Source organism: Piscinibacter sp. PDB1-1 (assembly GCF_056675995.1).
In genome coordinates this window covers 2,538,496-2,551,412 of the sequence record NZ_JBWVZJ010000001.1, presented here as the reverse complement: position 1 = coordinate 2,551,412, position 12,917 = coordinate 2,538,496, and the positions used below count along the sequence as shown (strand labels likewise).

At 65.2% G+C, this 12,917-nt stretch carries 10 protein-coding genes; all 10 read left to right on the top strand.

Annotated features, from left to right (window positions below):
- Positions 1–1,860 (top strand): type VI secretion system Vgr family protein (locus AC1KAR_RS11780; RefSeq protein ID WP_480317691.1); only part of this gene is annotated, 1,860 nt, incomplete at its 5' end.
- Between the two features lie 23 nt (positions 1,861–1,883).
- A complete protein-coding gene (locus AC1KAR_RS11775; RefSeq protein ID WP_480317689.1) occupies positions 1,884–2,756 on the top strand; it encodes a DUF4123 domain-containing protein in 873 nt (290 codons plus the stop codon).
- Between the two features lie 27 nt (positions 2,757–2,783).
- Positions 2,784–3,338 (top strand): DUF3304 domain-containing protein, encoded by a 555-nt coding sequence (locus AC1KAR_RS11770; RefSeq protein ID WP_480317687.1) that lies wholly within the window; start codon positions 2,784–2,786, stop codon positions 3,336–3,338.
- Entirely contained in the window at positions 3,328–5,304 is a 1,977-nt protein-coding gene (locus tag AC1KAR_RS11765) for a T6SS phospholipase effector Tle1-like catalytic domain-containing protein (RefSeq protein WP_480317685.1), read from the top strand. Before AC1KAR_RS11770 ends, AC1KAR_RS11765 begins: the two co-directional genes overlap by 11 nt.
- Before the next feature lie 279 nt (positions 5,305–5,583).
- Positions 5,584–6,291 (top strand): TorF family putative porin, encoded by a 708-nt coding sequence (locus AC1KAR_RS11760; protein ID WP_480317683.1) that lies wholly within the window; start codon positions 5,584–5,586, stop codon positions 6,289–6,291.
- 38 nt (positions 6,292–6,329) lie between these two features.
- Positions 6,330–6,668, top strand: a complete 339-nt coding sequence (locus AC1KAR_RS11755; protein WP_480317681.1) for a P-II family nitrogen regulator — start codon at positions 6,330–6,332, stop codon at positions 6,666–6,668.
- A 24-nt stretch (positions 6,669–6,692) separates the two neighbouring features.
- Positions 6,693–8,198 (top strand): ammonium transporter, encoded by a 1,506-nt coding sequence (locus AC1KAR_RS11750; RefSeq protein WP_480317679.1) that lies wholly within the window; start codon positions 6,693–6,695, stop codon positions 8,196–8,198.
- 152 nt (positions 8,199–8,350) lie between these two features.
- Positions 8,351–9,646, top strand: coding sequence for a glutamate--cysteine ligase (gshA, locus tag AC1KAR_RS11745; RefSeq protein WP_480317677.1), 1,296 nt, complete (start codon positions 8,351–8,353; stop codon positions 9,644–9,646).
- A 144-nt stretch (positions 9,647–9,790) separates the two neighbouring features.
- On the top strand, positions 9,791–11,665 hold the full coding sequence (locus tag AC1KAR_RS11740) for a potassium transporter Kup (RefSeq protein ID WP_480317675.1): 1,875 nt from the start codon (positions 9,791–9,793) through the stop codon (positions 11,663–11,665).
- 66 nt (positions 11,666–11,731) lie between these two features.
- Positions 11,732–12,916 (top strand): benzoate/H(+) symporter BenE family transporter, encoded by a 1,185-nt coding sequence (locus AC1KAR_RS11735; protein WP_480317673.1) that lies wholly within the window; start codon positions 11,732–11,734, stop codon positions 12,914–12,916.
- Position 12,917 lies beyond the last annotated feature (1 nt).

The window sequence follows — 12,917 nt, the reverse complement described above, 5'->3', positions numbered from 1 at the left end:
ACCGTGCACGCGCTCGGCGTCAACAACCTGCCCAAGGAACTCAGCGAGCAACTCATGGGCGCCCCGCTCGACGACCCCTTCGCCGAACTCGAGGGCCGCCCGACCGACCCGCTGCAGTCCAGCCTGCAGGCCACCCTGGCCGACGACCCCGAACTCGGCGCCCAGGCCGCCGCCCTCGGCTACGCCAACCGCTTCGAAGCCATCCGCCGCCTCGTCCCCTGGCGGCCCCTGCCACCGGTGCACACCGCTGCGCACGGCGGCCGCCTGCACCGCACCGCGCTCGGCGCCCAGACCGCCATCGTCGTGGGCCCGGGCGGTGCCACCCGCCCCCACGGGGCCGATGAGCTCTACACCGACGCCCTGGGCCGCATCCGGGTGCAGTTCCACTGGCAGGCCGCCCCGGGCGCCGACTCCCGCGCCGACAACAAGAGCAGCTGCTGGGTGCGCGTGGCCCAGCGCTGGGCCGGCGCCGGCATGGGCTGGCAGCACATCCCGCGCATCGGCCAGGAGGTGCTCGTCGACTTCATCGAAGGCGACATCGAACGCCCCATCGTCATCGGCAGCCTCTACAACGGCCGCGGCGAGGCCGGCATCCCTGCCACGCCCGGTGGCGCGGCGGCCGAAGCAGACACCAGCGCCTACAAGACCAGCCACAACCACGGCCCCAGCGCCCAGGGCAACCTCACCGGCGGCAACAGCCCCGCCTGGCACGGCGGCGCCCCCGGCCCGGCCACCCCCGATGCGGCCGGCCAGAACAATGCCGCCGCGCTCTCGGGCATCAAGAGCCGCGAGTTCGGCGGTGAGGGCTTCAACCAGCTCGTCTTCGACGACACCCCCGGCCAGCTGCGGGTGCAGCTGGCCACCACCCAGCACGCCACCCAGCTCAACCTCGGCCACCTGATCCACCAGGCCGACAACCACCGCGGCCACTACCGCGGCACCGGCTTCGAGCTGCGCACCGATGCGTACGGCGCGGTGCGGGCCCAGAACGGCCTGCTCATCACCACCTTCGGCACCCGCGAGGCCGACCCGGCCGGCGACAACGCCGCCGGCATGGCCCTCCTGAAGCAGGCGGCCGCGCTGGCCGAGAGCTTCAGCCAGGCGGCGAAGACGCACCAGACCACGCAGCTGGCCAGTGCCATCGGCACCGTCAAGGCGAGCCAGAGCACGCTCAGCGACAAGCTCGCGCCGATGAAGGCGCTGCACCAGGCGGCAAGCGGCATGGTGAGCAGCCACAGCTTCGAGGCGGCCAGCGGCGATGCGGGCCGCAAGGCCACGCAGGCCGGCCAGGGCAAGCTGCCGCACACCACCGACCCGATCGTGGCGATCACGGCCAAGGCGGGCCTGGCCACCGTGGCCGGGCAGGACATCCAGTGGGCCAGCGGCGAGGCGATCAGCCTGCAGGCCGGGCAGGACATCCAATGGGCCGGCGGGCAGCAGATGCGCATCCACACCGGGCAGAGCATCGGCATCCTGGCGGGGGCGGTGCAGGCGGGGCAGGGTGCCAAGGGCACGGGGCTGACGATGATTGCCGGCCAAGGGCCCATCCAGATGCAGGCGCAGGCTGATCAGGCGGAGGTGGCGGCCAAGGACCTGGTGAACATCCAGAGCGCGAACGCCCACATCGACTGGGCCGCGGCCAAGAAGATCACGCTGAGCACCTCGGGCGGCGCGCAGATCGTCATCCAGGGCTCGGGCATCACGGTGCAGTGCCCGGGGAAGATCACGGTCAGGGCGGCTACCAAGAGCTTCGTGGGGGGTGGGAGTGAGAGTTATGCGGTGCCGCTGATGCCGAGCAGCATTTGCGTTTCGTGCTTGCTCAAGGCGCGCGCCAGCGGTTCACCGTTTGCGCTGCGCTGAAAGTGGTTTGAGCCCTGGCAACCATGCGACCCGTCAACGAGTTTGCGCAAGCGCTGTGCGATAGCTCGTCACAGGCAATGCCTGGTGGCGACGTGCACTGCTATCTACTGATCGATCACGCAGGCGCGCCAGGTTTGCTGGAAGAGCTACGCGCCAGACCCCATATCCGCTGGGTGAGCCTGTTCGAGGGCACTCGCGAGCAGGGCGCTTTGGACGTGGCGCCCATCCTCGCACGTCTTCCGTCTGCCAGTGAAGACTTGTCGGAACGTGGGCTGACCACGTGGTTGCAACGGGCCTGTGCGTTCAGCACGAGCCTCACCGGGTTGCGATCAGCATGGCCCTTCGAGGCCGTAGCTGGCGCGCTGAAGCGAAGGCTCGACGTGCTGCTGCCCGAGCGCTTACCCGTGATGCTGCGGTACTTTGATACGCGCACGCTGGAGTCCCTCGTCTCGGTGCTGAAAGAGCCGCAACGGCGGCAGTTTCTGGGCCTTGCGTCCCATTGGCAGTGGTTGGATCGCGCGGGCCGTTTGCACACCCAGGCGGCGCAGCAACTCAGCGCGGATGAATGGCCGACCCGATTTGATTTTGACGAAGCCCAGCAGAACGCACTCATCGAAGCGAGTGAACCGGATACCTTGGTTCAGCAGATGCAAGCGCTGGCACCCGATCTTTGTCAGAACAAGAGCCGAGCCGACTTGCACACCTTGGCTTCGCATTGCGTGCCGAAACTGAATGCATTGGGGCTGAGTGACCTTCGCACGCAGATCCTGTACTGCCTGACTGCGCTGCAGTTGGGGGCAAGCTTTGATACGCAACCCGAATGGGTCGACACGCTTGCGCGTGTCGGCAAGAAGCAACTCACCTTTGAGGCGGCACTGCAAGAGCTCGGCGTCTGAACTAGGCGCCTAAACACAACACGAACCATGACCACTCTACGTATCAAGTTCATATTGCAGACAGCCGGGCTCGGGTTGGCGATCACCCTGTCGGCTTGCGGCCAACTCGCTGCGCAGGGAGCGTCGCAAACCGATCCGGCAAGCGAATCGGTGCCCTTGGGGCCGCCGATTTCGCTGGCGATCAATGGGTTCAATTACACAGATGCCTACATCGCCAGCTTCGAAGTGAGCCATCAAGGGGGAGGCAATTTGTATGTGAGCTCGCCCACCTCAGGCGGCGGTGGCACGGTGTGCTGCGTGAGGTGGTGGCCCGGAACCACGCTTCCCAAACCGATCAAGGTGCGGTGGTCACGTGACTACAAACGCTGGTGCGAGAAAACCGTGATGCTGAACGGCCCTGTGCCGGCGAAGCCCACTGCCATCGGAGTTCACTTCATGCCTGATGGCGATGTGCAGGTTGAGTTGAGTCAGGGCTATCCCAAGCTCAAACTCAAACTGACTAGCTTCGACGACGGCCGCCGGAAGGAGACGGGCAACGTTGTGCACGACGAAGAAACAGCGAGCTGCAAAGATGGCATCTGAACAATTCCCCAAAGCGGAGCAAAGCGCGGCACGACTTGAAGTCGCTGCAGATTTGGCGTCCCTTCAGGGCGCGCCCGTTTGTGCTGTCATCCCTGCCGGAAACGCGCTGCTCTCGTTAGTGGAGAGAGCCGCACAAGCCAATTCAGTCGTCGATAAGGCCGACGCTCAGCCGAGTTGCCAGCAGAGCCTCTGCATCAGCTTCTTCTTTGACGGAACAGGCAATAACCTCGAAGCCGACAGCCCCACAAACGAGTTGAGCAACGTGGCAAAGCTGTACTTGGCTCACAAACGAGATGACGGGATACAAGGGCGCTACCGCATCTATATCCCCGGTATTGGCACCCGCTTCAATGAGATCGGTGACCCTGGTGGCACGACGAAAGGTTTGGCGTTCGGTGCCGAAGGCGAAGCCCGAATCAAGTGGGCCTTCCAACAGTTTGAAGAAAAGCTGAAGGCGGCCGAGGCCCTGGCGACGAACCCCACCAACAAGATCACCATGGTTCGCGTATCGGCCTTCGGGTTCAGCCGCGGTGCAACCGAGGCACGTGCATTCGCCCGCGATTTCCAGAGGAAGCTTTGCCAACGTGCAGGCGCTGAATGGCAACTCAAGGCCGGGGGCTACCCGGTTCGCTTCTACTTTTTGGGCTTGTGGGACACCGTGGCCTCGGTCGGCCTTCCGATGAGCGTTAACAACATGCCGGCCGCTCAATCCCTCCGCTTGATGGAAACGGCCACGGCCTTGCGGGCGCGCAACATGGGCACCAATGGCGTGACGACGCTCGCTTTCGGCCAGCCCGGCGCAGACCCTGCGCCAGGCCTGGCCGATGGCCATGGCAGCTGGGCCCACCCACTCGACGTACCCAGCATGGTGGAGAAGTGCGTGCACATGGTGGCTGCGCACGAGGTGCGCAACTCGTTCCCGCTCGACAGCTGCCGGCGCGGCGCGAGTTACCCCGACTCGGTTGAGGAAATGGTCTACCCCGGTGTGCACTCGGACGTGGGCGGTGGCTACCGGCCCGGAGAAGGCGCCCGCAGCGCGAAGGCGGGGCAGATGCTGAGCCTCATCCCTTTGCGGGCCATGCATCGGAAGGCCTGGGAGGCTGGCGTTCCTTTGCTGCCACTGGGTGCACTTCAAGAGGTTGACAAGCCATTCTTTGGAGTTGACGAAGCCAGCCAAGCCGAATTCAACATCCTCAACGATCTGTGGCGCCACTACATGCAGCAAGCGGGCTACGGCGGCAGAGGTATCGGGCAAATGGTCAATGCGCACATGCGGCTGTACTACGGCTGGCGCTTCTACAAAATCAAGCTGAACAATGCCGCGCGCGCAAACGGCGGAGAGACACCCGATCAGACCACCTTGCGGCAACGCGAGGCCGAGTGGCTGAAGGAGCAACAGCAACTGTCCAGCGACATGGCGCCCCTGAAAAAACAAGTCGAGAAAGCCGCCACGCAGCTCGAGCGGGCAAAGACGCGACTGGCCATGGCAGAACACGATCAGATCGCCTACGGCACCACCGTTGACCCCGAACTGCAGAGAGTCGTTCGCGAGTCGCAAACTCGCTTCGACGAGATCAGCGATCCCTATCTAAAACTCAAGGCCCGCCAGGACACCCTGCCCGGCACCGAAGGCGAGATGGCGCGCAACCTCAACACCTACGATGACCAATTGGTGGCCGACGCCAAGGCGATCCGCGCGGTATTGAAGCAGTCTCCCGGCACCCCGGTGCGCCCTCACTATCAAAACCTGCTCGATGCCTATTTGGCCGAAGAGAGCGGGAACGGCCTGCGTGACGAGAAGGTGATCGCCTTCTTCGACACCTATGTGCACGATTCGCTGGCGGGCTTCGGTCGGGACGCGACCTTGCCCTCAGACCCTCGGGTGATCTACATCGGAGACGACACCAAATCGCTCCATGCGAAGGTTGACTTGCCGAACGATCGGCGCAGCACGCGAGTGGCCTGAACCAGGCCCCGCGCGCATCTGTTGGTTGCCTGCACACGGCGGCGCTTTGCCGCACGAGTCCATCCGATCGCACGCCGTCCAGATGTGATTGCACTTGCGCACCGACATGGTGCTCTTGTGACACATTGCACCTCATTGGCGCCAAACCCGAGTTGGCGGCATTCGATCGCCCCGAACTAGCGCGCCAACGCCCCAAAAAAGACCCTGGCACAAAAGCTGCACTGCCGTTGCGGCTTTCCGCCGCTGTATCGGCCCTCAAAAACCATCTACGGAGTACCCATGAAGAAGTTTGCTACGACCTGCCTGGTTGTCTGTGCGGCAACACTCGCAGGCGCTGCTGGCGCGCAGGAGGCTGCGCCGGTCACCGCCAACCTGAGCCTGACCTCGAACTACAAGTACCGCGGTCAAGACCAAGGCAACAACAAGCCGGCCGTGCAAGGCGGCTTCGACTACAGCAACAGCGGGTTCTACATCGGCAACTGGAACTCGAGCATCGGCTTCACCAACTCCGGCCTGGAGATGGACTTCTACGGTGGCTACAAGGGTTCGATCACGCAGGACATCGGCTTCGACGTCGGCGTGCTGCAGTACTACTACCCGCAAAAGGACAAGGTCGTCGACTTCGACACCACCGAGGTTTACGGCGCCATGAGCTTCGGCCCGGCCTCGGCCAAGCTGTCATACACCGCTTCGAGCAAGTACTTCGGTATCGAAGAAGGCCGCGGCACGATGTACTTCGACCTGTCCGCCAACTTCGAAGTGATCCCGAAGCTGACGGTGAACCTGCACGTCGGCGGCACCTACTTCCCCTCGGAAGTGCGCGACGCCAATGTGGCCACGAACTACTGGGACTACAAGGCCGGCGCCACCTATGACCTGGGTTCCGGCTTCTCGGTCGCGGGTGCCTACGTGGGCGCCACCGAGAAGGACTTCTATGGCGACATCAACAAGGGCCGGGTGATCGTGACGCTCACCAAGTCCATGTAAGCCGCCGATTCCATCGCAATCCTCAACAGGAGATGACCATGAAAATGGTGACTGCCATCGTCAAGCCTTTCAAGCTTGATGAAGTTCGTGAGGCCCTCAGCGCGATTGGCGTGCAGGGCATCACGGTGACCGAGGTCAAGGGCTTCGGCCGTCAGAAAGGCCACACCGAGCTGTACCGCGGTGCCGAGTACGTCGTCGACTTCCTCCCCAAGGTGAAGATCGAAGCGGCCGTGGATGACGCGCTCATCGACCGCGTGATCGAAGCCATCGAAACCGCTGCGCGCACCGGCAAGATCGGCGACGGCAAGATTTTCGTGTCGGCGCTGGAGCAGGTCGTACGCATCCGCACCGGCGAGACCGGCAAGGACGCGCTCTGACGCGATCAAGAGAGACAACCCACTATGAAGAAACTCATCGCAACCCTCGCCCTGGGCCTGTCGGTCCTGGGCTTCAGCGGGGCCTCGTTCGCGCAAGCGGCGTCTGCCCCTGAAGTAGCGGCCTCCGTCGCGGCAGAAGCTGCTCCGGCCGCAGCACCGGCCGCCGCGGCTGCCGCTTCGGAGCCGGCACCCGCCGCTGCTCCGGTGGCCAACAAGGGCGACGTCGCCTGGATCATCGTCGCCACGCTGCTCGTCATCATGATGACGGTGCCTGGTCTGGCGCTGTTCTACGGCGGCCTGGTCCGCAGCAAGAACATGCTGTCGGTGTTGATGCAGGTGATGGTCACCTTCTCGATGATCGTGGTGCTGTGGCTGATCTATGGCTACAGCCTCGCGTTCACCGAAGGCAACGCATTCATCGGCGGCCTCGACCGGCTGTTCATGAAGGGCATCTTCGACCCGGCCACCGGCGCGTTCGCCATGGGTGCCACGTTCAGCAAGGGCGTCTACATCCCTGAACTGCTGTTCGCCGCATTCCAGGCCACCTTCGCCGGCATCACCTGCTGCCTGATCGTCGGCGCCTTCGCCGAGCGCATCAAGTTCTCGGCCGTGCTGCTGTTCATGGTGCTGTGGTTCACCTTCAGCTACGCCCCGATCGCCCACATGGTCTGGTTCTGGATGGGCCCGGACGCCTACACCGCCGCTGGCGTGGTGGACGAGATGAACTCCAAGGCCGGCCTGATCTGGCAATGGGGCGGCCTCGACTTCGCAGGCGGCACCGTGGTGCACATCAACGCCGCTGTGGCCGGCCTGGTGGGTGCCTACATGGTGGGCAAGCGCGTCGGCTACGGCAAGGAAGCCTTCACCCCGCATTCGCTGACGCTGACGATGGTCGGTGCCTCGCTGCTGTGGGTGGGTTGGTTCGGCTTCAACGCCGGCTCGGCCCTCGAAGCAGGCAACAGCGCCGTGCTGGCCTTCATGAACACGCTGTCGGCCACCGCCGCTGCTGTTCTGGCCTGGTCGATCGGTGAAGCGCTGATGCGCGGCAAGGCTTCGATGCTGGGTGCTGCCTCGGGTGCGGTGGCTGGCCTGGTGGCGATCACCCCGGCCGCCGGCAACGTCGGCCTGATGGGCGCGATCGTGATCGGCTTCGTCGCCGGCTTCGCCTGCCTGTGGGGCGTGAACGGCCTGAAGAAGATGCTGGGCGCGGACGACTCGCTCGACGTGTTCGGCGTGCACGGTGTCGGCGGCATCGTCGGTGCCCTGCTGACGGGCGTGTTCAACACCCAGTCGCTCGGCGGCCCGGGCCTCGTGACCGACTGGGTCACGGCTTCGGTCGGCTCCAATGCGATCGGCGCGCAGGTGTGGATCCAGCTCAAGGCCGTACTCCTGACCGTGGTGTGGTCTGGCGTGGTCTCGGTGGTGGCGTTCAAGATCGTCGACCTGGTGATCGGTCTGCGTGTTCCGGAAGAAGAGGAACGCGAAGGTCTGGACATCACGTCGCACGGCGAGACGGCTTACCACCAGTAAGCACCCGCTCTCAAGCGAGAAAAAGGCCACCGCGAGGTGGCCTTTTTTCATGGTGCGCCGTGGAGCCAGGGATGCACGGCTTGCAGTCGGCGCGCTCACCCCCAACTGCCTAGAATTCAGCTCCTCGCAGCCCACTCAGCAGGCCCACGCCCATGGTTCCCCACCTCATCACCGCACTCACCGGGCCGATCAACGAACTGGAGCAGCGCATCCTCGAGTCGCTGCCGGCCATCGAGCGCTGGTTCCGGCTCGAATGGATGGAGCACACACCACCCTTCTACACCTCGGTCGACGTGCGCAACGCGGGCTTCAAGCTCGCACCGGTGGACACCAACCTCTTCCCCGGCGGCTTCAACAACCTCACGCCCGAGATGCTGCCGCTGGCGGTGCAGGCGGCGATGGCGGCGATCGAGAAGATCTGCCCCGAGGCGAAGAACCTGTTGCTGATCCCCGAGCGGCACACCCGCAACACGTTCTACCTGAGCAATGTGCTGCGCCTGATGCAGATCTTTCACCAGGCCGGCCTGAACGTGCGCCTCGGCACGCTGGACGACACCATCAAGGCCCCGACCCAGATCGACCTGCCCGATGGCAACTCGCTCACGGTGGAGCCCCTGGTCCGCACGCGCGGGCGGCTGGGCCTGAAAGATTTCGACCCTTGCACCATCCTGCTCAACAACGACCTCTCTGCGGGCATCCCCAGCGTGCTGAAGGGGCTGCACGAGCAGTACCTGCTGCCGCCGCTGCACGCGGGCTGGGCCGTGCGGCGCAAGACGAATCACTTCCAGGCGTATGAAGAAGTGGCCAAGAAGTTCGCCAAGCTGCTGGGCATGGACCCGTGGCTCATCAACCCGATGTTCGCCAAGTGCGGGGAGGTGAACTTCACGGACGGCAGCGGTGAAGACTGCCTGGCCAGCAATGCCGAGGCGCTGCTGGGCAAGATCCGCCGCAAGTACAAGGAGTACGGCATCCAGGAGAAGCCGTTCATCATCGTGAAGGCCGACGCCGGCACCTATGGCATGGGCATCATGACGGTGCGCGACCCGAAGGATCTGGTCGACCTGAACCGCAAGGCGCGCAACAAGATGAGCGTCATCAAGGACGGCCAGGAGGTCAGCGAGGTGATCCTGCAAGAGGGCGTGCCGACCTTCGAGCGCGTGCACGATGCGGTGGCCGAACCGGTGGTCTACATGATCGACCGCTACGTGGTCGGGGGCTTCTACCGCGTGAACGCCGAGCGCGGCGTGGACGAGAACCTCAACTCCCCGGGCGCGAGCTTCGTTCCGCTGGCGTTTGCCGAGTCGAATCAGCTGCCGCGCCCGGGTGTGAAGCCCGGCGCCAGCGCGCCCAACCGGTTCTATATGTATGGCGTGGTGGCCCGGCTGGCGATGCTGGCCGCCTCGTACGAGCTGGAAGCGACCGACCCCGACGCCGAGACCTACGAGTAGCTCGGTCGCGCCGGCCTGCCGCCCCGCGTTGCTGCACCGCAACACGGCCTCCCCACCCTCCTCGGGAGGTGAAGCACCCCAGGCTCGCAGCGCACAATAGCCCTCCCGCTGACTGAGCCAGGCCGTTTGCGCGGCATTGACCTCGTGACCCCTCATCGCCCCACCTCCAGCCTGGCCGCCCTGACCATTGGCGCGGTCGGCGTCGTCTACGGCGACATCGGCACCAGCCCGCTGTACGCACTCAAGGAGGTCTTCGGCCACGGCCACGTGCCTCTGACCACCGAAAACATCTTCGGTGTGCTCTCGCTGATGTTCTGGACCATCACCGTGGTGGTGTCCATCAAGTACGTTGCGCTGATCCTGCGCGCCGACAACAACGGCGAAGGCGGCCTGATCGCCATGCTCACACTGGCCTCGCAGGCGGTGAAGGATCGCCCGGACCTGCGCCGCCGCCTGCTGGTCCTGGGCATCTTCGGCACCGCGATCTTCTTCGGCGACGCGGTCATCACGCCAGCCATGACGGTGCTGTCAGCCATCGAGGGCCTGGAGGTCGCCGCCCCGGGGCTGCACCGCTATGTGGTCCCGATCACGCTGGTGGTGCTGACCGGCCTCTTCATCGTCCAGCGCCATGGCACGGCGAGCGTGGGCAAGTTCTTCGGCCCCATCACCGTGGTGTGGTTCCTGGCGCTGGCGGTGATGGGGCTGGTGCACATCGGCCGCAACCCCGACGTGCTGTGGGCCCTGAGCCCGCACTACGCGCTGATGTTCCTGGGTGCCCACACCGGCATCGCCTTCATCGCGCTCGGCTCGGTGGTGCTGTGCGTCACAGGGGCCGAGGCGCTTTATGCCGACATGGGTCACTTCGGCAAGCGGCCCATCCGGCTCGCCTGGTTCAGCCTGGTGATGCCCTCGCTGGTGCTGAACTACTTCGGCCAGGGCGCGATGCTGCTCGTGCACCCCGAGAACGTGAAGAACCCGTTCTTCGAGATGGCGCCCGCCTGGGCGGTCTACCCATTGATCGGCCTGGCGACCGCTGCCTCGGTGATCGCTTCGCAGGCGCTGATCACGGCGGCCTTCTCGGTCACCAAGCAAGCGATCCAGCTCGGCTACCTGCCGCGCCTGCGCATCACGCACACCTCTGTCAAGGAGACGGGGCAGATCTACATCCCGTTCATCAACTGGGGCCTGTACACCTGCATCGTGCTGGCGGTCGTGCTGTTCGGCAGCAGCAGCCGCCTGGCGGCGGCCTATGGCATCGCGGTGACCATCGACATGCTGATCACCACCACGATGACCTTCTTCGTGATCCGCTACGGCTGGAAGTACCCGTGGTCGCTGTGCATCGCGGCCACCGGCTTCTTCTTCGTCGTCGACCTCGTCTACTTCTCGGCCAACGCCGTCAAGCTGGTCGACGGCGGCTGGTTCCCGGTCGCCATCGGCGGCGTGATGTTCACGCTGATGATGACCTGGAAGCAAGGCCGCAAGCTGATGCGCTCCCGCCTGCGCGACGAAGCCATCGACCTGACGAGCTTTCTCGAAGCGGTGTTCCTGAGCCCGCCCACGCGTGTGCAGGGCACGGCGGTGTTCCTGGTGCCCGACCCCGGCATCACGCCCAATGCCTTGCTCCACAACCTCAAGCACAACAAGGTGCTGCACGAGACCAACCTGTTCGTGACGGTCAAGCACCACGAGGTGCCGTGGATCGGCTTCGACAAACGCTGCGACATCGTTCCGCTCGGGCACGACTGCTGGCAGGTCACGCTTCACTTCGGCTTCAAGAACGACCCCGACGTGCCCGAGGCGCTGTCGCTGCTGCGCGGCCGAGGCGTACAGCTCGACGACATGGAGACTTCATATTTCCTGTCGCGCGACATCGTGATCCCGACGCTCGGCAGCGGCATGTCGATGTGGCGCGAGAAGCTCTTCGCCAACATGCACCACAACGCAAGCGACGCGGCCGACTTCCTGAGCCTGCCCACCAACCGCGTGGTCGAGCTCGGCTCCAAACTCGAGATCTGAGCGCGCCCCGCAGGCGCTTCGCGCTTGTCGCGACGGGCGCCTGCCACCCTCGCTTATCCTGCCGCGATGCGCTCCTTGCTTCGCGACAGCTCACTCTCCACGCTCGCCGCTGGCTTCATCGCTGTGCTGGTCGGCTACACCAGCTCGATCGCCATCGTCTTCCAGGCCGCACGCTCGCTGGGCGCGGACAGCGCGCAGATCAGTTCTTGGATGTGGGCGCTCGGTATCGGCATGGGCGTGTGCGCGCTCGGCGCGTCGATGTGGTTGCGCAAGCCGGTGATGATCGCGTGGTCAACGCCGGGAGCCGCGGTGCTCGCGACGGCGGGCGCCACCGCAGGCTTCACCATGCCCGAGGCCATTGGCGCGTTCATGGTGTCGGCGGCGCTGATCGTGCTCTTCGGTGCCACGGGCTGGTTCGAGCGGCTGATGGACCGCATCCCCATGCCGATCGCCAATGCCCTGCTGGCCGGTGTGCTGGCGCGCTTCGGCCTCGACGCCTTCCTGGCCGCCCGGTCGGCCTTCGGCCTCGTGCTGGCGATGCTGCTCGCCTACCTGATCGGACGGCGCTGCTGGCCTCGCTACGCGGTACCCGTGGTGCTCGGGGTGGGCACGCTCTGGGCCGGCCTTCACGGGCAGCTTCACCCCGAAGGCATCCACCTCGGCCTGACGATGCCCGTGTTCACCGCACCGGCTTTCCACTGGCAGGCGATGGTGAGCCTTGCGTTGCCGCTCTTTGTCGTGACGATGGCGTCGCAGAACCTGCCGGGCGTCGCGGCGATACGCGCCGCTGGCTACACGATGCCGATCTCGCGCCTCATCACGATGACAGGCGCGACGACGCTCTTGCTCGCCCCCTTCGGCGCCTTTGCGATCAACCTGGCCGCCATCACCGCGGCCATCTGCATGGGCCGGGAGGCGCACGACGACCCCGACCGGCGCTACGCCGCCGCGGCCACCGCGGGCGTGCTCTACATCATCGTGGGGGTGTTCGGGGCTGCCGTGGCCGGCGTGCTGCTTGCCTTTCCGAAGGAGTTGGTCGCAGCGATCGCCGGCCTGGCGCTGCTCGGCAGCGTGGGCGGGGGCCTGGCAGGCGCGATGAAGGAAGAGGCCCACCGCGAGGCCCCGCTGATCACCTTCCTTGTCACGCTCAGCGGTCTTTCGTTGTGGGGCGTCGGATCGGCCTTCTGGGGCGTGGTAGCCGGCGCGCTCGCGCTTTTTGTGCAACAGTGGCGGCCCCGATCCACTGCCTGAG

Excerpts from the sequence above, each read along its gene's own strand:
- AC1KAR_RS11760 (WP_480317683.1), top strand. The coding sequence starts at position 5,584 with ATGAAGAAGTTTGCTACGACCTGCCTGGTTGTCTGTGCGGCAACACTC.
- AC1KAR_RS11755 (WP_480317681.1), top strand. The coding sequence starts at position 6,330 with ATGAAAATGGTGACTGCCATCGTCAAGCCTTTCAAGCTTGATGAAGTT.
- AC1KAR_RS11750 (WP_480317679.1), top strand. The coding sequence starts at position 6,693 with ATGAAGAAACTCATCGCAACCCTCGCCCTGGGCCTGTCGGTCCTGGGC.
- AC1KAR_RS11770 (WP_480317687.1), top strand. The coding sequence starts at position 2,784 with ATGACCACTCTACGTATCAAGTTCATATTGCAGACAGCCGGGCTCGGG.
- AC1KAR_RS11735 (WP_480317673.1), top strand. The coding sequence starts at position 11,732 with ATGCGCTCCTTGCTTCGCGACAGCTCACTCTCCACGCTCGCCGCTGGC.
- AC1KAR_RS11775 (WP_480317689.1), top strand. The coding sequence starts at position 1,884 with ATGCGACCCGTCAACGAGTTTGCGCAAGCGCTGTGCGATAGCTCGTCA.
- AC1KAR_RS11765 (WP_480317685.1), top strand. The coding sequence starts at position 3,328 with ATGGCATCTGAACAATTCCCCAAAGCGGAGCAAAGCGCGGCACGACTT.
- gshA (WP_480317677.1), top strand. The coding sequence starts at position 8,351 with ATGGTTCCCCACCTCATCACCGCACTCACCGGGCCGATCAACGAACTG.